This is a genomic window from Companilactobacillus metriopterae, from assembly GCF_002762335.1.
Classification (GTDB): domain Bacteria; phylum Bacillota; class Bacilli; order Lactobacillales; family Lactobacillaceae; genus Companilactobacillus; species Companilactobacillus metriopterae.
The window spans coordinates 1,403,491-1,423,967 of the sequence record NZ_CP024610.1 but is presented as its reverse complement, the minus strand read 5'-3'; the positions used below and the strand labels follow the sequence as shown (position 1 = coordinate 1,423,967).

Genomic DNA, 20,477 nt, shown 5'->3' with positions numbered 1-20,477 from the left:
GGTGATAACAAGCCCCACCTCCAGTAAATAAACAGTTTTGTGAAGAAATGGAACATTTCTTCATTCAAATTCATTTTTAATATCTTCGCCATCGTCAGAAAATGAATTTTCTTCCTCATACTCATCAATTATCATGAATTTGAATATTAATTTTTAACTAGTATTAACTGATTCGGTTGTTATACCACAGTATTTTGAATAATCATTTATTAGTCTTTTTAAAAGAACTATCTAGTTAATAAGCACTTCCATATATTCGATATAATTCCCATATAGTAACTACAGGATTATATCCAAATTGGATAGCATTACCATATTTTTTTAAAACGAAGTCCTTATAAATGGAGTCGTTGAATTCGGTCTTAAGTAACAAACGTAATTCATCAATAACCACATGTGATACAGGAACACTATCTTGGTCTACATTCAGATTGATATAACCTGAATACGATTTTAATGTTTTTAAAAATTTATCTCTCAAAGCACCTTTTTCGATGTCAGCTATCATTTTTTTATAGGAAGATTTCTGTAAATAGTTCGTTGCTGTGAAGTGTTGGTCTTCCCAATCATGGATAAGGCCATTCAACACATTCTCTTTGACTGATATCATGTGAAATTGAGTCTTAAGTTCTTCAGACTTTGTTTGAATATTGTTTTTATCAAGTAATAAAAGTTTTCTCCGCTCCTTAAAATCGCGTTCAGCTTCTGATATTTGTAATTCTCTTTCATTCATTGATTTAATCTTGAAAATCCAATGTTCGCCTATTGTTTCCCTGAAGTAGTTATTAATTCCAATATATGTACCGACTAACAAGCATCCAACTCCCCCATAAATGGGAATTGCTATCATCCAATGTAAGATTGTTAATATGATATTCCACATATTAATTACCTCCTTTTTCAGAAAGTAGGGCGATTGAGCCAGTTAGGCTTAACTCTACAGTGGCGAATTCAGTATTTCTCTGGCTACGTGCATATACTTTGGAATCTTCTATCTTTAATTTGGCCTTGTTACCAACGTTGATATTATTCGCAGAATCTACTTTAATAGAAATTTCTTTTCCTGCTAATTCTCCATCAATAATAATTCCTCGAACAGAAAATCCGTCTGTCTTATCTGTCCTATTACCATCTTCATACACTACTTTTTCACGTACTGCAGTTAATACAACCACACCACTTTCGATTTTTTGCTTACTTTCTGGTAGTAAACCGACCATTTGAATTTCTTTATTCATAAGAAATCCTCCTTAATTTTATTATCAACTAGAATTTCTTCTTGATTGATAAGACTAGTGTATAATTTGCTTTAAATAGAGTCGTTGGGATAAATTATTAAGAAATTATTAAGGAGAATTAATTTGGCAATTATTGATAATTACGGAAGAATTGACCTATCAAAAGATATTAAAGATGAATTTGTAGAAAAGTTGGATCATACATTACGATTTCAGTATATTGGAGCTAGTAAAAAGAAAATTAGAAAATATGGTCGTGAGAAGTTATCTAATGGAACTAGTTTTCGTAAAGAATTAAGTGATTTTTTAAATGGAAAAATTCGTAATAATACCATTCAACAACCTAGAATAAATGAGGAGTTCAAAAAAATTGGAGTTCATGATATAAGTGATCCAAACTTTAATGCCTTGTGGCTAACATCATATGCATATGAATTTTTCATGATAATTATGGTTCAAAAAGAAATGGATGAAACAAAAGGAATTTTGGAAAAAGAATTAATAGGAATTGATAACTTGACTGACTCTTTTAGTGATTTACGAAAAGGATTTTCTTTATTAAACGCACAGTTAGCGTTGGCAATTTCCAGTAAAGATTTTGGTAATGTCATACATTTTAAAAAGTTAAGTGATGCTTCTGAAAATGAGTATCAAAGCATTCTTCAAACTGAGAAATTTCCCACTATATTGTGGACCAAAAAATATCCAGAAAATCTTATTCAGAATACTAATTTTGTAATATTGTTTGCTGATATGGCAAAGAAAATAATTATTGATAACAATTATGATTTTTCCAAAAATACGCATAAATTATCAGTGAGAGAAAATCCATTATTAAAATTTATGGTGAAAGACTTTATGCCAGAAGTTATTAATAAAATTTCTGGGTATCTAAGGGTAAGCGAAAGTGGTTTTGGATATAATGTATATAAAATGATTTCCGACATACAGAAAAACACTAAATTTAGAGGAAATGAACCAATATACAATTCCGATGGTGCACAGCAAAAAGCTCGATTAATGAAATATTATAGTGACAATGCAGTTCTCTGGGAGAACTGGTATAGTAAAGTTTTTAACGAAGGCCAAATATATTTGGAATGGAGAAGAAATGTTAAATCAAATAATTCCGAATTTTATAATACATTTGACTATGTTATAACTGCCGATGAATTATTAAATGATATTTTCACGGATTATAGGAACAATAAAATTTAGTATTTAAAAAGCTAGTTGCTATTGCAACTAGCTTTTTAAATTGTTTATTATTTCTAAGAAATTTTTGCTTAAATTGTCAGCATTTTCTTTATCTAAAGAGTTCAGTTTTTCAAATAGTAAGTGTGTATTCAAAGTATATTTTTCATCATCTGTGATTTTGAGGTTTAATAACTCATCAATGGAGATGTCTAAAGCTTTTGTGATGGATATAAGGTTGGACAGACTAATATCTTTTGTACTGTCACGTTCTAGTTTAGAGATGAAATTTGAAGATAGTCCACTTAATTCAGCCAATTTTTCTTGTGTGATTCCTCGATTAGTCCGAATGATTTGTATTTTTGAGCCGATTTTTATATCTTCTGCCATGTCTGAACCCTTTCAAATAGTAGTTAACATGACAATATATGTTTATTATCATCAAATGAACGTAATCAATTACTAAATTTAACTAGTATAGGTATACTAGTTAATGATAAAATTATTATGAAATAATTTATTTAAAAGGGGAATTATTAATTATGAGTAGGAATGACGTTGAAATGTTAAATTATGCATACTCGTTTTTTGAGAAATATGAGCAAATCTTAAAAAGTAATAGGGAATATAGAAATAAAGTGATTGAATTACAGTTATCTAAGATAACATGGGGTAATATTTTAATTCCGTTTACAACAAATAAAATCGTAATTGCTTTGATATATATTTTTCTTATTTATCTTATTTTGGGGTTGTTATCATCATTTACGGGACTAGTAGAATTTCTAGTTATTTTTGGAATATATTTTTATTTTATGCGTAAACACATGATTAAAAAAAATAACAATAATGATTTACAATCTGAACTAATCAAAGACAAAATTAAAGATAATGATGATGATAAAAGATCATTAGTTCATAAAATGAACGAGGAATATCCTGATATTCTTAAAATTCCTGAAGAATATCAGACATCAAATGCTGTATCTAAGATAAAAGGATATATAGATTCTTATCAAGCTAATAATTTACAGGAAGCATACGCAATTATGAGAGAAGAAACATTTAGGGAAAAACAAGAACAAAGAGTCATTGATAACCAAAAACGTAATGAGCAGCAAATGAGAGAATTAAAAGAGTCGAAAAACCGAGCAAATAAAAAACTTCAAAAATCACAAGATAAATCTAATAGAGAGATGAATGAAATACTTGGGAGCATTAATAATAATTTGACCGATATGAGATATCGTAGAAAATAAATATAAATGGTAGTTGAATAACAGAGGAGAGAACATGAAAAACAAAAAAATTATTGCTGGTATAATTGCAATTATTGTACTTATTATTGTAATTTTTATTTTTAAGGGATTTAATTCTACTAATTTTATGAAAGACGTAAAAGTAGAATATTCAGGATATGAAAATCGTGGGACTGCTACTGTGTCCTCTGAATCAAAATTAGCTGCACTAAAAAAAGTGGCAAATTATGAAGGCAAGAAGGCAAAAGTTGATTCAAAAACGATGAATGCAATCATCGATAAAGCTGAATCTGTTAGCGATTTAAATAATGAGGATAACTTTAATACTGCTACTATGTCTTCAGAGGAAGTTATCAATGCAGGTAATTACTTAGAACATATGAAAGAGACTTATTTTACTTTCAACAAATCCTATAATTTGAAAAACGGACAAACAATAAGGCTACGAATTAGCGATTTTAGCGATAAACCATATTTTAAAGCAATTACTAAGACGTATAAAGTTTCTGAATTGAAAAAAGTTGAATCTATTAATGTTAGTTCTATTGAAAAGAATTTGGTCTTGGAACCCAAAGGAACCAATCATCATGGAGACGTAACTATTAAATATTCAAAAGATGCGACACCAAATTTACGTAGTATTAATTGGAATGAAATATTTGATATGCCAGTTGATAAATCATTTATGAATGGTGATAAAATCACAATATCTGAAAAGAAATTAGCTAGCGAATTGAATAATAAAAAAGATAAGTACCATTTTGTTGGAGATAAGAACAAGAAAGTCACTTTAAAAGTTGAAAACTTAAAGAATAACATTGGAAGGGCTGATAATTTATCTGCAGTTATTAAAGAAGTAACAAGAAGTGGTGCTGATGAGAAAGTTATTAGTATCTGCTATGTTGAAGATCACAAAGAATTACAAGTTATATCTAAAACGGAAAAGGGAATATATTATCAATATTCATATGATAACTGTATACTTAAGAACAACAAAATAATGGCTTACGGTCCTGGAAATGAAAAATTGGTTAATTTTGAAGACATTACTTGGATGACAATGCCCATGATTACTGATATTAAAACTGATGCTGAAGCAACACAACCATCTGGAAAAGGTAATGTTATAGATTTTGAAATATAATAAAGTGCTTGTTAATTTAAAATGATATCAAGTATAAATAGTATTGAGAAAGAGTCTTGATTAAGTTTGAGACTCTTTTAATTTGTTATAATATGAATAGTAAAAAAAGTAACTATATAAAGTGGGCTTACTAAATGAATCGAGTTAAATATTATAGTAATCAAGATGTTTCTATTGGATTTTATATGGATAGAATTTCTCAAATAATTAAGAATGCGAATATCAATACGGAAGACAATAATGTTTTAGATATATTGGAGAAATTTAATGTAACTAAATATTTAAAGAATAAACTCTATCCAATAAATGTTCCAATTGACGAAGTTTTAACTGCAGAAAAACAAATTAATAAACAAGTATCAATTTTTTTTAATAGTAAAAATGAGACTGAAATATTAGATGATATGAGCGAAATTTTCACTAGTGACGATGGAATACAGTATAGGGAAGATTTCCTTAAATGTTTTATAAAGTATCAACTGTATAAAAAAGTGGAAGAAAATAACTTAAATAGAATAGTTAAGAAATCGAACATTCCAATATGGTATTTTTTAAAAGTAAATGACTTTTATTTGCAATATCCAGACATGATGAAGATGATGTTTTTACAAAAATCTAAAAATGTAGAATTGGTGATTAGTAAATACACGAAGAATGGAAAAAAATACTTTATTCCTAGTAACATTTCTAAGAATGAAATGTATAGTTTGTTTTCTGATTATATATCTGAATCATCGCCTAATGTCAATTATCTTAAATTAATTGAAAATGGAATAAAAGGTATTGAGGAAGTTAAAATTGAGCCTCGAATGAAATTAAATGCTAAAAGAAAATATAACCAATTGATGAAAGAATTATCACATAAAGAGGGCACATTTAATGGTAACCCGTATAGTATGGAGATATTTTTTAATTATCAAAAATACAAAGAAAATAATAGCGATTTGAAGTTATTATTAGATGAAGAGTGGATGATTGAAAATAATGATCCTGAAAGCTTATTGAACAATTTTAGATTCTTAGATTTTTACTTTACGGAGAATGGAATATTGAATTTATGCAGCTTTCCAAATTTAGAAAGCGGAAGCTTATCAATGTTTTTTACTGGTCCACAAACAAATAAGTATTATGAAGAAAGTTACTTGTTTTCTATGAAAAATTGGATTGTTCGCAAAGCATTTTTAATCTATCAGGAAAGAATAAGTTCAAAAACTGAATATAGAGTAGAAGAACTAATAAACTATTTTTTCACTGATTATTGTTTAAGTAACTTTCAAATAAAATGGTTACCATTTTATTTCTCGAAAAAAAATGAAAATCTTAATATACAAACAAGAACACTATCTACTATAGAAGAACAGATAAGAAAACAGTGGAAGCTGCTAACTGAGGATGGTGATATTGATGCTGAACTATTCGAGTTGGAAACAAATATTAACGTTAAAGAATTACCAAGTATGTTAGATAAAAAGTACATCTACTTAAACGAAAAAAATACTGATATGTTGGCACTTAATACTTTATTGTTTTCTGACCAAAGCTTGTTGAACTACATAGATGAAAATAAACAAGAAAGCACATTTTTTGATTTATTATTTCGGCATAGACTAAAAATGTCAGAATTTCGTCCCTGTCAACAACAGCAACTTCAAAAATTAATGGATAAAAATATAATTTCAATTAATGATAATGATGTCATATGTACTTCTGAAAGCCAAAAATTAAGACTTTATATATTACAAAATATTTATAATTATGGTGTCATGCACTATTATCACGGATTAAATGGATTTGATACTAAAAATATCTCACTAATTTGTCAACGAGAGATAGACAAAATGATTTCTGATGATTTAGTAATTTCAAAAAGCACATTATTTTCTAAACCTGAATCTGATTATTTGAATTTTGTTTTGAATGATACTGAATTCGATAATGCTTTGGGCATAAGAAATAAAAATTCCCACGGCGCTGTTTTAAAAGAAAATAAAGATATTTATGCTTATAGTTTAGTTATCCTTATGTTATATGTAATGAAAATAAATGAAGAACTAGAATTGGCAGAGCAAATTAAAAAGAATAGTTAAACTATTCTTTTTAAGTATTTAATTTCGGCTCGCATATTTTATAAAAATTGACACCATTCATTTGAAATGTATTGAAATCCATTCAAACTATAGTGTGATGAAAGTTTTTAAAAGACTGATATTGAATCATTTTGATATCTATTCAATAATCGAATAAACAAACCAGGTCTTAAGAAAGCTCGTAAAGCTTCACAATTCTCAAAACGTTAATATATATTATTCGTTTATACAAACACTCTACTGTCAAGGTGGGGTGTTTTTTTGTGAAAATATAACAAGTTAAATTAGTTATTATTATATAATAATATTAATTAAATTATTGAGAGGTATTATATATGGCAAATCTAAAATAATTCCTATTAGAAGTATTAGAGAATTACCAAACAGAAAAGAAACATCCAATTAAAGATAATAAATTAGCAAAATACATTATTGAAGAATGGCCTAAAACTTATGAAAATTTTGATGTTAGTAATTACAAATTGAGCTCATCGGTTGGAATGGGGAACTGGGCTCAGGTACCTTGGGCGGGTATTTTTAATAAAAAAATTAGTACATCTGCTGTAGAAGGATATTACACTGTATATTTATTTAATGCTATAGTAGCGGGGTTTATATATCTTTAATCCAGGGTTTTACTTGGTATAAAAAAATGTTTAAAGTTAAAAACAAATATGAGGATCAATTGTTGAAAGTAAATAAATATTGGGCAGAAAAAATTAGTTCAATAAGGGAAAAAGGTTACAGGAATTTTACTACTCAGAAAATAAATTTACATTCAAAATCCATAAATACAGATTTGCCTGAAGGTTATGAGCTGAGCAATATTTATAGTAAGTACTATAGTCTAGATGAACTAAGGTTAATAGATAATGAAGAATTATATGAAGATTTAAGTTATATTAAAATGATATATGATGAACTTAGTGGTTCTATTATTGGTGATTTTAAAACTTTTAATAATGACATAATTCGTAATAACTCCATTGAAGAATTAAATGAATTAAATATTGATAAAAACTATGATATTAGTTTAAAAATTAGTAAACTAAATAATGAAAAAGACGTGCCAAGAGAACTTAAATTTGATGAAAATTATTTTAACAAAAAAAATCATATAAAGTAAATTATATGAAGGACTTAGATAGAAATACAAAACAAGGTTTAGAAGCTGAGAAATTAGTATTTGAGAAAGAAAAGGGAATATTAAATTCTGATAAACGATTAGCAAATTTTCAAGATAGATTAAGGCATGTTTTTAGAGAAGATGGAGATGGAGATGGCTATGACATCATTTCCTGTGAATATGATGAAAAGACTAATGAAGTTATTGATCGATATGTTGAAGTAAAGTCTACTAGGCATGATAAAAACTCACCGTTTTATTTAACAGAAAATGAACTAAATGTAGCAAAAAAGGAGGGAAAACTTTATCATATTTATAGACTTTATAAAAATGATGATGATAATTGGGATTATTATGTTATTGATGATGTATACAAAAACATTCAGTGTAAACCTATTAAGTATAGGGCGATACCTAAGAATTAATAATTTAAATTATTGAAAAACATATAACAAAACGTACAAATATATATATTTAAAATAATAATTAACAGCATTTAATATATAAAAATCCCCCAAAACAAATATTTGACTTAAAAATTATATAGAATTATTATGATCAATGCTTTCATCATTAATAATTTAAGGGGTATATAATTATGTCATATAAAGCAAGTAACGCGGAAGAACACATTAAAATTGTTAATCTAAAATCATTAGAAAAAGAAGTCAAAGATAGAATGGAACCAGGTGCTTTTGGTTACATTCGTGGTGGTTCAGAAGATGAATGGACAATGGATCAAAATACTGAGTCATTCAATTCTAAAAAGATCGTTCCTAGAGTTTTTCAAGGAATCGACCATGCTGACTTGAGTACTAAATTATGGGACGTTGATTTGAAGACACCTATCATTCAAGCACCTTCCGCAGCTCAAGGTTTATCGCATGAAAAGGGTGAGATTAATACTGCCATTGGTATGGCAAAGGCTGGCTCAATCTTCTCTATCAGTACTTATGCCAACACTTTAATCAAGGATGCAGCCGCAGCTGCTCCTGATGCACCACAATTTTTCCAATTGTATATGAGTAAAGATGATGGATTCAATGAATTCATCATCAAAAAAGCTATTGAAGCAAAGGTTAAAGCTATTGTTCTAACTGTTGATTCAACACTAGGTGGATATCGTGAAGAAGATGTAATTAATGACTTTGAATTTCCACTACCAATGCCTAATTTAGCTGAATATAGTCAAACTGATGGAACAGGTAAAGGTATCGGAGAAATTTATGCATCTGCTAAACAAAACTTTGTGCCTGAAGATATTCAAAAAATTAAAGACCTAAGTGGCTTACCTGTTATTGTTAAGGGAATCCAATCTCCAGATGACGCTGAAGCAGCTATTCAAGCTGGTGCAGATGGAATCTGGGTATCAAATCATGGTGGTCGTCAACTCGACGGTGGTCCTGCATCATTTGAAGTTCTTCCACTTATTGCTGAAAAAGTCGCTAAAAGAGTACCAGTTATTTTTGACAGTGGTATCAGACGTGGAGAACATGTTTTCAAAGCTCTTGCTAGTGGTGCTGACTTAGTTGCTATTGGTCGTCCAATCATTTATGGTTTAAACCTAGGTGGTTCACAAGGTGTATATGATGTCATGGAACATATCAATATGGAACTTTCTATTACTATGCAACTTGCTGGAACAAAAACAGTTGAAGACGTTAAAAATAATAAACTAATGGATTAGTATTAAAATAATAGAAATTTGTTAAAAACATCACATAACAGTGGTGTTTTTTTATATTCAAGAATTGTATACTTAAACCAAACAGAGTATTGGGGGATTAGATATGCAAGCTGTAAATGAGGTTAGAAATAAACCAAGAAAGAGAAAAACTTTCCGAATGCCAGGAGCTTTTGTTATTTTATTTATTTTGACGATACTGGCGGTTATAGCGACGTGGACAATCCCTTCGGGTTCTTATTCAAAACTATCTTATGAGTCTAGTTCATCGGAGTTGAAAATTGTAAATCCACATGGGGATGTTAGTAAAGTTCCTGCTACTCAAAAGGAATTAGACAAATTAGGTGTAAAAATTGATATCAAACAATTTAAATCTGGAAGCATTAGTTCTGCTGTTTCCGTGCCAAATACTTATGAACGTCTGAAACAACATCCTGCTGGGATTCAGGCAATTCCTAACAGCATGGTAAATGGTACGATTCAAGCTGTAGATATCATGGTATTTATTTTGGTTCTTGGTGGTTTGATTGGAGTTGTTAAAGCCAGTGGTGCTTTTGAATCTGGTTTAATGGCACTGACTAAGAAAACTAAGGGTCATGAGTTTGTGCTGATCATGTTAGTAACTATCTTGATGATGCTAGGAGGTACTCTATGTGGAATAGAGGAGGAAGCAGTGGCTTTCTATCCTATTTTGGTACCGGTATTCATAGCGATGGGTTATGATTCGATAGTCTCAGTTGGAGCAATATTCTTAGCTAGTTCAGTTGGTACAACATTTTCAACAATTAATCCGTTTTCTGCAGTTATTGCGTCCAATGCTGCGGGAACTAATTTCACACAAGGATTGAATTTTAGAATTTTTGGATTAATAGTAGCTGGGATCTGTTTAATTATTTATCTTCACTGGTATTCAAAGAAGGTAAAAAACAATCCAGAATTTTCTTATTCCTATGATGATCATGAAGAGTTTGACAATATGTGGTCAGTCTCAGATGAAAAGGATAAAGAAAAGAATATATTTACAACTAGAAAGAAATTAATTTTAGTTCTATTCGTAGTTACTTTTCCTATAATGGTTTGGGGTGTTATGTCACAAGGATGGTGGTTTCCAACTATGGCATCGTCATTCTTAACTTTTGCCATTATTATCATGTTTTTGACTGCCACTGGTAAAAACGGTATTGGTGAAAAAGGTGTAGTAGATGCTTTTGTTAATGGTGCTTCGAGTTTGGTCGGTGTATCGCTAATTATCGGATTAGCAAGAGGAATCAATATTATTTTGAATGATGGTTTGATTTCTGACACTATTCTTCATTTCTTCTCACAAATGGTGACAAATGTTAGTGGACCAGTGTTCATAATCTTGATGATGGTTATATTCTTCATCTTAGGATTTATTGTGCCATCGTCTTCTGGTTTGGCAGTATTATCAATGCCAATCCTTGCCCCACTTGCAGATACAGCCAATGTACCAAGATTTGCAGTTGTATCAGCCTATCAATTCGGTCAATATGCAATGCTATTCTTAGCACCAACAGGGCTAGTTATGGCTACGTTACAAATGCTAAATATGAAATACTCCCACTGGGTAAGATTTGTTTGGCCAGTAGTTGTATTTGTATTGGTATTTGGTGGAGCAATATTAGTTGCAGAAGTTTTAATATAAAAAATTAAATAAACTGTTGACAATAGTTTGGTACCTAACTATAATTCTTTTACATAAAGAAAGTTAGGTACCGAACTTTCTTATTTTGGAGGCAAAATAATGAGTGAATTAACAGATAAAATTATTAAACAATTAGAATTTATTGGAATTGCAAGTCATTCCTACATGTATATGAATCGACCACCTATGACTGGTCAAAATCGTGTCCTAAGTATCTTAAGTAAAGAAGATGGATTGATTCAAAGTCAGTTAGCTGAAATAATTGATATTAGACCGAGTTCTTTGGCAGAATTACTTAAAAAAATGGAAGATAACAATTTAGTAACCCGATCTGAATCTGAAGAAGATAAACGCATTAAGCATGTTTATCTAACGGATGAAGGTAAAGAAATGGCTAAAGGATTATCAGCAGAAGCAACAGAATCTGAAATGTTTTTCCAAGGATTATCTGATGAAGAGAAACAACAGTTTAGTGATATTCTTGAAAAGATTCCTAATGGTTGGGATGATGAATTCAAGAAACAATCAGATCAATTTGTAAATCCTATGGAACGCTTGCAACGAATGCAAGAATTTAGAAATAACACTGCCCATCATCACGGATTTGATTGGCATGAAATGTCACGAGACGACAAGCGTAAATTTAGAGAAGAGATGCGCAAGGGCAATTTTGGTCCAGGACATGGTTTTAGAAAAGATTTTCGAAATGACTTTTGGGACGATAGAAATATCTAGATTTAGGAGAATAGGATAAATGGATCGACGTGGAATTGAAGAGCGCCCAGATGCTTCTTCAAAAATAAAATTTAGAGATTTTATGAAATTAATCAATCAGTCTAGTCCTAAGAAATTAATATTCATAATTGGATTGTTGTTCAGTTTGGTTACAAGTATCGCCAGTTTGATTGTTCCACAATTGACTAAAGGCTTAGTCGATACTAGTCAATTAGCAAAAATTGATATGAGTATGTTGTGGGTTCTTGCAGTAGCATTTGCTGCACAACTAGGATTTGGAACTTTTGGTAGTTACTTTTTAAGGTATGCAGGTGAAAGTGCTGTAAAGAACTTGCGTGAGAATGTCTGGAGCCATCTATTGAAGTTGCCTGTAGGCTATTATGATGACAATAAATCTGGTGAAATAAGTTCCCGACTAGTAAATGACACCAATGTTATCAAGGATTTGGTGAGTTCTCAATTTCCTAACTTTATTACAGGAGCTATTCAACTAATTGGTTCAGTTATAATCTTGTTCGTTATGGATTGGAAAATGGCTGCCATAATGTTTTCTATCGTGCCTGTTGTTGTAATTATCATGGTCCCAATTGGACGTATAATGTCTAAACTAGGACGTCAATTACAAGCAGGGACAGCTGAATTTAACGCTGAAGCTAGTGAAAAATTATCAGAAATTCGTTTGATCAAATCTAGTAATGGTGAAACTCACGAAGTAAAAACTGGTAATCAATTAATTAAGAAGATTTTTTCATTGAGTATAAAAGATGCCAAGGTAGAAGCAGCATTGCAACCTGTTATGACTACTTTAATGCTAGTTGTTTTCGTAGGTATTCTAGGTTACGGAGCTGTTAGAGTTCAAGCTGGTACATTGACTAGTGGATCATTAGTAGCTTTCTTACTATATCTATTTAATATCATTACCCCAGTTGCTAGTTTTGCAACGTTCTTCTCACAAGTTCAAAAAGCTATGGGTGCAACTGAACGTGTTGAACAAATACTAGAAACTGAAGTTGAACCAACAGGTACAGATAAAAAAGTAGATGTTGTTGGAAAAACTATCGAAGTTAACAATATTGATTTTTATTATGATGAATCAAAACCAATTTTAAAAAATGTTTCCTTTGAGGCAAAACCTAATACAGTTGTTGCTTTTGCGGGACCAAGTGGTGGCGGTAAATCAACAATCTTTTCACTCATGGAAAGATTTTACAAACCTGTATCAGGTTCTATGTTGGTAGATGGTCAGAACATTGAAGAAATAGATTTAAATGACTGGCGTTCACAAATAGGATTTGTTTCTCAAGACAGTGCTGTTTTTGCTGGAACAATAAGGGACAATCTACAATATGGATTGGACAAAGAATTAACAGAGGATGAAATGTGGCATGGATTGTCATTAGCATATGCTGAAAACTTTGTTAAAGAATTTCCAGATCAATTGGACACTGAAATTGGTGAAAAAGGTGTCAAATTGTCAGGTGGCCAAAAACAAAGAATTGCTATAGCTAGAGCATTCCTACGTAATCCTAAAATTTTGATGTTAGACGAAGCAACAGCCAGTCTAGACTCACAGTCAGAAGAGAAAGTTCAAAAGGCTCTCGAGCAACTTATGGAGGGTAGAACAACATTTGTAATTGCCCACAGATTATCAACCATTGTTGACGCTGATCAAATATACTTCATAGAAAATGGTGAAGTTACTGGAAAGGGAACACATAGTGAATTGATGTCTAACCATGCATTATATGCAGAGTATGTTCATGAACAGATAGTAAATTAAATAAAAAACATCCCCAACAGTGAAAACTTTTGAGGATGTTTTTTATTTATAAGTTTCAGAAAGTGCATGCACACTTTCTTTAATAGAGTCACGAACTTCTCTGAATGTATTTAGAATTTCTTCATCAGTTCCTGTAGCTCTTGCAGGATCAATTAAATTCCAGTGCATGTTTTCCACACCGTTTGGAATTCTAGGACACTTATCTCTTGCATCACCACACAAGGTAACTATTAAATCAGAGTTATTAAAGTAATCCATATCTATGAGATCAGATGTTTGTTGAGAAATATCGATACCATCTTCTTTCATAACTTGAACTGCCTTAGGATTTAGACCATGTTTTTCGATTCCAGCACTTCTGATTTCAAATTTATCACTGTCTAAAAATTGATGAGCATACCCTTCAGCTATTTGGCTTCGGCAGGAGTTTCCAGTACATAGAAAGTATATTTTTTGCATTATTATCTCCTTTTCAAATCAATATAGAGAATATAAAATAATCTGTCAAATTTTATATAAAAAAAGCTCATTCAGTAATATAACTGAATGAGCTTTAATTAAATATCTTCATCGTCATCATCTAATTGTTGATCAATTTGAATATCACGAGCAGCAGCGGCGTCTTTACGTACTAGACGCAATCTGTGTCTTGATACTTTACCTAGTATCAATGGAACACGCTCTTCAACTACATCACTGTATGATAATCCAAACCAGTTAGCTGGTGTAATGAATTTTTGAAGTTTCAATCTAGCAAGAATAATGTTCTTACTGATAGCATTGATCTTTGTATCTGGAGAAAGAACTTCTTTTATTAGAACGAATGAGAAGTCTCCAACTTTGCGATCTGGGATTGTTGTGTACTGTTGTGGTTGTGGTTTGATTTCACCATTTGCCATCATGTCATTAACAATCTGTCTTAAGTAAACATTGATCTTTTGGTCAACTCTAAATCCTAGATATAATTGAACACTGACCATGTAGTCTGTTCCAAATGTTTCAACACTATAGGCTGCTGTATAAGGTTCATCAGTAACGTTAACTGTAACAAACCAATATACTCCAGCTTTCTTAGGTCGCTTATCAAGAATAGAGTACATTATATCTTTTTTGATTCTGTAACCATCTTTGATTTTTGTTAGGTATATCAAGTTAGAAGCATACAATGGATAACTTTCATCATGTCTCAAATCGTTAAGCTGCTTCTTAAAGGCAAGTAGCGAAACGAAGTGACTTCGATAAGTATTGTCATCCATAATATGATCACCGAATCTCCAAATGAACATAACTGCAATAAGTACAGCAGCGATGAACATTGTGATATAGGCACCATGGATGAATTTAACACTGTTTGTAATGAAGAAGATTATTTCTAGAACGAAGAAGAATGAAACAATAATATTTGGTAGCAATCTAGATTTCATCTTTTCTAACAACCACTGTTGTAGAAGAATCGTAGTCATTAACATTGTGATAGTAATTTCTAGACCGTAAACGTTAGCCATTCTTTCTGAATTCTGGAAGTAAACAACTAAGAACAAACAAACTATCCAAATAATTGAGTTAACTGTAGGGATGTATAGTTGTCCCTTGAAGTTAGTAGGGTAATAAGTTTTTAGTCTTGGGAAAATCTTTAGTCTAGTAGCTTCTGATACAAGTGTAAATGAACCTGATATCAATGCTTGAGAAGCAATAATAGCTGCAAAAGCTGACAAGATAATTCCAAACAATCTAAATGGTTCTGGTATTGATTGATAGAATGGGTTCATTGCTGGTCCCATGTTAATCAAATCTATATTGTCATTTGCTTTTATCAACCAAACAGCTTGTCCAAGATAACTAAGCAATAGACAAATCTTGACGAAAGGCCAACTTGTATAGATATTTGGTCGACCAACATGTCCCATGTCTGAGTAAAGAGCTTCGGCACCTGTTGTAGCAAGGAAGACACTACCTAAAATAAATATTCCACGAATATTGTAAGGTCCAACCAATAATTTGAATGCATAATAAGGATTAAATGCCTTCAAAATTGATAAGTCACCCATCATATTATAAATACCGACAATACCGAGGAATCCGAACCAAACTAGCATAATAGGTCCGAAAGCTTTACCGATAAATTGAGTACCAAACTTTTGAATAAAGAATAGTACTGACAAAATAATCAAAGTAAGTATGATAACTTGTGTTTGATTGTGAATAAAGATCTTATTGTTGATAGCGATACCCTTAAGACCTTCGATAGCTGCGGTAACTGTAACAGCAGGTGTCATCATACCATCAGCTAAGAAAGTAGCTCCACCAATCATCGCAGGAATGATTAGCCATCTGGCACGCTTTCTAACTAAGGTATATAAGGCAAAAATTCCACCTTCACCGTGGTTATCTGCACGAAGGGCAATAAGAACGTATTTGACTGTAGTTACTAAAGTCATTGTCCAAAAAATCAAAGACACACTACCCAAAATAAACTCGTCTGACATGTGGGCAAGGCCACCATTACCAAGCATTAGTGAATGCATTACATATAATGGAGAAGTACCAATGTCCCCATAAACAATACCTAAAGCAATCAAAAATCCCGCTATACTCATACGAGAATGAGCACTCTTTTTAATTAAATTTAAATCATTAGTTTCCATTAATTTCAATTCTCCAATTTTAACAATTCAATTGCGATTATAACACTTGATACATGACGTTGTAACCAGTGAATTAAATGTTAATGATAATATATTATTTTTTTGAAAATTTACTTGTGAATAGGAATAGATATTGACGAATTATTTAGACTGATACTGTAGGTAATGTCTTGATTTCCACGAACAGTCATTCCAAAATCTGTGGCATAAATAACAAGTCCTAATTGTCGTCCTTTAGGAATTCCATACATAGTAGGCTGCAATTGTAACGAGATTTGATATCTTTTACCAGCGTTAAGCTCATCATTTTTGAAAGAGTTTTTACGATTTTGTAAATTAATGTGACCTTTAGTAATCATCTTGTATTTTGTGGTTTTTCCTAGAGTAAATTCACGTAAATCGTCCTCACGCCAGTTGTAAGCTCCAGATAACCTATTCTTTGCTATTAATGACGGAGTAATGTTTAATCTACGCGCTTCGCCATAGTCTATCAGTTGTGCACTAATAAGACCTACATTTTCACTAGAAGATACTTCAAGTGAAATATTAACGTTGCCATCGATAACCAAATCTTCTTTTAGTGGATCTGTTTTAAATACTAGACGGTTATTGTAATTGCTATCTGAATTTATCAAATCATTTTGCCATGTTGCTATATTTTTTGTATAAAAATCAAATTTTTCAGATGGCAACTGATCATTAAAAATTAGAACTTCTGAACTTTTTTCATTTGATAGTTTGTCAGGTAGTAAATAGAAATTTTTGATTTCATTTTTGTCTGATGCCCAGCTATCAAATTTGTTCCAAGTTTCAGGTTTTACGTTATCTTGAATAATCACTGGAGGTAAAATTTCTTGAGCATTATTTTGTTGATCTAGTAGTTTGTGGCTCAACCAAAGGTTAATGATATCTGTGTAATCAAATGATTGAAAATTGTTGATGTAGATATGTTCACCTTGGTGGAGGATAAGTTTTGATTTTATTCCCAATTGGTTCAAACCTTGATATAATTTTTCAACTTGTGTTGGTTTAACATTCCAGTCATTTAATCCATGCACCATGAAGACATCAGCTTTAATATTTTTAAGATCTTTACGATAGTTACGAGCATCCCAAAATTCATTGTAGTTTCCGGTCAAACGATCTTGTCTATCGGTGATACTTTGTAATTGTTTTTTCCAATTATTTTTTATTTTAAGGAAGTCACCAGGTTGTAGTCTGCAACTAAAAGTTTCTTCTGCTAAAACATCAGCGTCTTCACCAGGGAAACCTCCGGGAGCAATCACTAAACCATTTTCACGATAGTAATCATACCAACTAGAGATAGCTGCCTCAGAGATGATAGTTTCTAGACCCTCAACACCTGTAGTAGCTGCTGCAGTTGCTAAGGTACCCAAATAAGATCTACCCGTCATTGCTACTTTGTGATTTGACCAATTGGCTTCTATCGCTATATTGTCTGTTCGGTTGGTAAAAGCAACACGGTTACCTGCTAACCATTCAATAGTAGCAATTGTTGATATAGTTTCCTCTTTATCTCCTGTTGTTCTGAAACCGTCAGAATCCTTAGTTCCAATTCCGGCAGAGTAAGCAACGGCAAATCCACGTGCTAAGAAATAATCATTCATAGTATAAGAACTTTCACGTGAAAATGTTTGAGTAGCTATATCAGTCTGACCATTTATTTTACGAGGAGCTGGTAATTTTGCATCTGTCACTTTATATTCAATATCTTCGTAGCTGGTTTCTGTTGGTTCTTTGTGAGCCAACGGAATATTAACGTTGTGCATCAATTTATCACCAGTTTCGTCGTTAGTTCCCTGATTATATGGGCTAGCTGTATATAGGGTAGGGACTTTTTGACTAGTTTTAGGACGAATAATTTCCACTTTTAATAAATCTAATTTTCCGTCTAGATCACTGTCTTGGTTTGATTCCACATAAACGACTTCACGAATTGCTTCGTTAGGATCGAAGACTGGCATAGATTTTCCATTGAAATATAAATGGTTGTCTAGATTATAAAACGGAACGAAATAACCCTGACTAGCAAGTTTATCAATAAACATTTGTCCAAACTTATTGTGAGTAGTTAGTAACCAGTACCAAGCACTGATTAATTCATTTGTAGATAAATATTGTGATTGGTGATCTACAACTTTTAGTTGAATAGTCTTCATAGCCTCTAGTGGTTTGCTAAATGTAAAATCAACATCAGGATTAAATTCTAATAACTGCAACGAAACATTATAAAAAACGTTGATATCTAATTCTGAATTTTCATCTAGATAGGTTTTTAAATCAGATTCTAGATTTGCTTGATATGTTGACAATTTTTCATTCAGATCAGATTTGCCAGTCATATTTATAAAAGTTTTTTGCAAAAGTCTTCTAAATAACTGGGTAGGATTATCTGACAAACTATTTTCATCGATAAATCTGATATCGATTAGTTCTTTTACTTGCTGATCAAAATTAGTGGGAATGGTTGCAAATTGATTTATTTTCATAATGAACTCCTTTGATATTGTCTACTAAAAAAGCATTCCACTAAGTGAAATGCTTTTATATTTATTAGGCTAAAGCCCCCATTGGATCCCAAGGAGCTAAAACTTTAGGATTTTTTGCTCCATTTTCAAAGATTTCTTTTTGAGTATCAGTTAGGTATTTTTTACTGATAACTAATTGATAAACGAATTCGTCAAACCATTCATCACTCATTACAAAGTATCCTTTAGAACCAACTTTTTCACCCCATGAATTTTCAACTTTCCATTTTAGAGGTTTGTCATTGTCATCTAGATCAACACCTGTGATAACCATAGCGTGTGTCATCATACTGTCGATGTAATCTAATCTTTCTGCCTTAGTTAGTGTTAGATCAGTAGCTAGTAAACCAGATAGATCATAAAGTTTTGTATCCATAATACCTAGTTTAGAGTTTGAGCTTTGTCCAACATCACTACCAAACCAAACACCTTCGCCGGCTTGCAATTGTTTAACTGCAAGTGATTTGAAGTCTTCAATTTCAAGGTTCAAGTGGCGAACTTCGCGACCGCCAACAACATTTCCTAACATTTCAACTGTATAAACTTCATTGTAGGGTTTGTCTTTTGTAGGAGCATTGATTGTTGAGATATAGTTTTCTAAATCCCAGCCGATATATTTATTAAAGAATTCTTTTGGTGTAATTTGAGTTTCTTTGTGGAAATTTTTATCATCGTCACGATATGACCAATCAAATTTTGTAGGTGGAACACCAACTGAATAAACAAGAATCTTGTAAATTTCACTAAGCATTTCATTTTTAATACGTTGAATATCGTCATCTGATTTGTTTTGATCAACTAAATCACGAAGTACGATAGCATCTTTACGTAATTTTGCGTTAAGAACTTTGTTTAATTGTGCAGATTGTGTACGACTGAATGTGTCAGGCATCACACTCTTAGGAACAACACCATATTTTTGTACAAGTGCCATGATCATATCCCATTGGCCACCATCTTGTTGAGGTGTAGCCATTAGGAAGTCTACTTTACGGTCTCCAGTAGGTAGGGCGGCTGTATTGATAGCATTTTCTAGGAAGTAGTTGGATTTTTCTAATTTATCCCAGAACATCATATATCCTTGTGATAGTTCAAAACCTTTTATTTTGAATTTGTCTTGGAGTGGGTGTCTCATTGTATTCAGTGCTGCAAAGACCCAGCATAGACCAGATTGTTTTTGGTCAGCAACTTTACCAGTCTCAATTTCTACTGAAAATGTTTGATCCATTTCCACTTGAGAATTCATTGTTCTACTAGCGTTATACAAACCATTTGTAGCAATAGCATTGTTGATTGCACTTGATGCAGGTGTATCTTTAAAATTTTGTTCAAATTGAGCTAATTCTTGATTTGTTATTTCTTTTGTCATA

The 20,477-nt window shown here is 31.5% G+C and carries 16 protein-coding genes and 1 pseudogene; 10 read left to right on the top strand and 7 right to left on the bottom strand.

Going from position 1 to position 20,477, the window contains the following annotated elements; all coding sequences use genetic code 11:
- Nucleotides 1–235: 235 nt before the first annotated feature.
- Together CS873_RS07305 and CS873_RS07300 are read right to left on the bottom strand one after the other, a co-directional pair.
- Nucleotides 236–883: a hypothetical protein gene (locus CS873_RS07305; protein WP_099975176.1), complete on the bottom strand. Its 648-nt coding sequence runs from the start codon at nucleotides 881–883 to the stop codon at nucleotides 236–238.
- A 1-nt stretch (nucleotide 884) separates the two neighbouring features.
- Nucleotides 885–1,238, bottom strand: a complete 354-nt coding sequence (locus tag CS873_RS07300) for a hypothetical protein (protein ID WP_099975175.1) — start codon at nucleotides 1,236–1,238, stop codon at nucleotides 885–887.
- Between the two features lie 123 nt (nucleotides 1,239–1,361).
- Here CS873_RS07300 and CS873_RS07295 point away from each other — a divergent pair, with 123 nt between their 5' ends.
- The gene (locus CS873_RS07295; protein ID WP_099975174.1) at nucleotides 1,362–2,456 is read left to right on the top strand and encodes a hypothetical protein; all 1,095 of its coding nucleotides are present in this window, start codon (nucleotides 1,362–1,364) and stop codon (nucleotides 2,454–2,456) included.
- Nucleotides 2,457–2,483: 27 nt separating this feature from the next.
- Here CS873_RS07295 and CS873_RS07290 read toward each other — a convergent pair whose 3' ends face one another.
- Nucleotides 2,484–2,822: a type II toxin-antitoxin system RelB family anti-toxin gene (locus CS873_RS07290; RefSeq protein WP_099975173.1), complete on the bottom strand. Its 339-nt coding sequence runs from the start codon at nucleotides 2,820–2,822 to the stop codon at nucleotides 2,484–2,486.
- Nucleotides 2,823–2,974: 152 nt separating this feature from the next.
- Between CS873_RS07290 and CS873_RS07285 the strand changes: the two genes are divergently transcribed.
- The 9 genes and pseudogenes from CS873_RS07285 to CS873_RS07240 all read left to right on the top strand — a co-directional run bounded on the left by CS873_RS07285 (nucleotide 2,975) and on the right by CS873_RS07240 (nucleotide 13,913).
- Complete coding sequence (locus tag CS873_RS07285) at nucleotides 2,975–3,691, top strand: hypothetical protein (protein WP_099975172.1); 717 nt, start codon at nucleotides 2,975–2,977, stop codon at nucleotides 3,689–3,691.
- Between the two features lie 34 nt (nucleotides 3,692–3,725).
- The gene (locus tag CS873_RS07280; RefSeq protein WP_099975171.1) at nucleotides 3,726–4,835 is read left to right on the top strand and encodes a hypothetical protein; all 1,110 of its coding nucleotides are present in this window, start codon (nucleotides 3,726–3,728) and stop codon (nucleotides 4,833–4,835) included.
- A gap of 134 nt (nucleotides 4,836–4,969) precedes the next feature.
- A complete protein-coding gene (locus tag CS873_RS07275; RefSeq protein ID WP_099975170.1) occupies nucleotides 4,970–6,922 on the top strand; it encodes a hypothetical protein in 1,953 nt (650 codons plus the stop codon).
- Nucleotides 6,923–7,323: 401 nt separating this feature from the next.
- Nucleotides 7,324–8,048: pseudogene (locus CS873_RS07265) on the top strand (MrcB family domain-containing protein).
- Nucleotides 8,049–8,053: 5 nt separating this feature from the next.
- On the top strand, nucleotides 8,054–8,473 hold the full coding sequence (locus tag CS873_RS07260; RefSeq protein ID WP_099975167.1) for a protein NO VEIN domain-containing protein: 420 nt from the start codon (nucleotides 8,054–8,056) through the stop codon (nucleotides 8,471–8,473).
- A 173-nt stretch (nucleotides 8,474–8,646) separates the two neighbouring features.
- Nucleotides 8,647–9,735: a lactate oxidase gene (locus CS873_RS07255; RefSeq protein ID WP_099975166.1), complete on the top strand. Its 1,089-nt coding sequence runs from the start codon at nucleotides 8,647–8,649 to the stop codon at nucleotides 9,733–9,735.
- A 103-nt stretch (nucleotides 9,736–9,838) separates the two neighbouring features.
- Nucleotides 9,839–11,398 (top strand): YfcC family protein, encoded by a 1,560-nt coding sequence (locus CS873_RS07250; protein WP_099975165.1) that lies wholly within the window; start codon nucleotides 9,839–9,841, stop codon nucleotides 11,396–11,398.
- Nucleotides 11,399–11,497: 99 nt separating this feature from the next.
- Complete coding sequence (locus tag CS873_RS07245) at nucleotides 11,498–12,133, top strand: MarR family winged helix-turn-helix transcriptional regulator (protein WP_099975164.1); 636 nt, start codon at nucleotides 11,498–11,500, stop codon at nucleotides 12,131–12,133.
- A gap of 19 nt (nucleotides 12,134–12,152) precedes the next feature.
- Entirely contained in the window at nucleotides 12,153–13,913 is a 1,761-nt protein-coding gene (locus tag CS873_RS07240; RefSeq protein WP_099975163.1) for an ABC transporter ATP-binding protein, read from the top strand.
- A 42-nt stretch (nucleotides 13,914–13,955) separates the two neighbouring features.
- Here CS873_RS07240 and arsC read toward each other — a convergent pair whose 3' ends face one another.
- The 4 genes from arsC to CS873_RS07220 all read right to left on the bottom strand — a co-directional run bounded on the left by arsC (nucleotide 13,956) and on the right by CS873_RS07220 (nucleotide 20,476).
- Entirely contained in the window at nucleotides 13,956–14,372 is a 417-nt protein-coding gene (gene arsC / locus CS873_RS07235; RefSeq protein ID WP_099975162.1) for an arsenate reductase (thioredoxin), read from the bottom strand.
- A 98-nt stretch (nucleotides 14,373–14,470) separates the two neighbouring features.
- Nucleotides 14,471–16,558: a KUP/HAK/KT family potassium transporter gene (locus tag CS873_RS07230; protein WP_099975161.1), complete on the bottom strand. Its 2,088-nt coding sequence runs from the start codon at nucleotides 16,556–16,558 to the stop codon at nucleotides 14,471–14,473.
- A gap of 110 nt (nucleotides 16,559–16,668) precedes the next feature.
- The gene (locus CS873_RS07225; RefSeq protein ID WP_099975160.1) at nucleotides 16,669–19,068 is read right to left on the bottom strand and encodes a Xaa-Pro dipeptidyl-peptidase; all 2,400 of its coding nucleotides are present in this window, start codon (nucleotides 19,066–19,068) and stop codon (nucleotides 16,669–16,671) included.
- Nucleotides 19,069–19,132: 64 nt separating this feature from the next.
- On the bottom strand, nucleotides 19,133–20,476 hold the full coding sequence (locus tag CS873_RS07220; RefSeq protein WP_099975159.1) for a C1 family peptidase: 1,344 nt from the start codon (nucleotides 20,474–20,476) through the stop codon (nucleotides 19,133–19,135).
- Nucleotide 20,477: the final 1 nt, after the last annotated feature.

Excerpts from the sequence above, each read along its gene's own strand:
- arsC (WP_099975162.1), bottom strand. The coding sequence starts at position 14,372 with ATGCAAAAAATATACTTTCTATGTACTGGAAACTCCTGCCGAAGCCAA.
- CS873_RS07290 (WP_099975173.1), bottom strand. The coding sequence starts at position 2,822 with ATGGCAGAAGATATAAAAATCGGCTCAAAAATACAAATCATTCGGACT.
- CS873_RS07245 (WP_099975164.1), top strand. The coding sequence starts at position 11,498 with ATGAGTGAATTAACAGATAAAATTATTAAACAATTAGAATTTATTGGA.
- CS873_RS07240 (WP_099975163.1), top strand. The coding sequence starts at position 12,153 with ATGGATCGACGTGGAATTGAAGAGCGCCCAGATGCTTCTTCAAAAATA.
- CS873_RS07260 (WP_099975167.1), top strand. The coding sequence starts at position 8,054 with ATGAAGGACTTAGATAGAAATACAAAACAAGGTTTAGAAGCTGAGAAA.
- CS873_RS07275 (WP_099975170.1), top strand. The coding sequence starts at position 4,970 with ATGAATCGAGTTAAATATTATAGTAATCAAGATGTTTCTATTGGATTT.
- CS873_RS07230 (WP_099975161.1), bottom strand. The coding sequence starts at position 16,558 with ATGGAAACTAATGATTTAAATTTAATTAAAAAGAGTGCTCATTCTCGT.
- CS873_RS07300 (WP_099975175.1), bottom strand. The coding sequence starts at position 1,238 with ATGAATAAAGAAATTCAAATGGTCGGTTTACTACCAGAAAGTAAGCAA.
- CS873_RS07225 (WP_099975160.1), bottom strand. The coding sequence starts at position 19,068 with ATGAAAATAAATCAATTTGCAACCATTCCCACTAATTTTGATCAGCAA.
- CS873_RS07285 (WP_099975172.1), top strand. The coding sequence starts at position 2,975 with ATGAGTAGGAATGACGTTGAAATGTTAAATTATGCATACTCGTTTTTT.
- CS873_RS07220 (WP_099975159.1), bottom strand. The coding sequence starts at position 20,476 with ATGACAAAAGAAATAACAAATCAAGAATTAGCTCAATTTGAACAAAAT.
- CS873_RS07250 (WP_099975165.1), top strand. The coding sequence starts at position 9,839 with ATGCAAGCTGTAAATGAGGTTAGAAATAAACCAAGAAAGAGAAAAACT.
- CS873_RS07280 (WP_099975171.1), top strand. The coding sequence starts at position 3,726 with ATGAAAAACAAAAAAATTATTGCTGGTATAATTGCAATTATTGTACTT.
- CS873_RS07255 (WP_099975166.1), top strand. The coding sequence starts at position 8,647 with ATGTCATATAAAGCAAGTAACGCGGAAGAACACATTAAAATTGTTAAT.
- CS873_RS07305 (WP_099975176.1), bottom strand. The coding sequence starts at position 883 with ATGTGGAATATCATATTAACAATCTTACATTGGATGATAGCAATTCCC.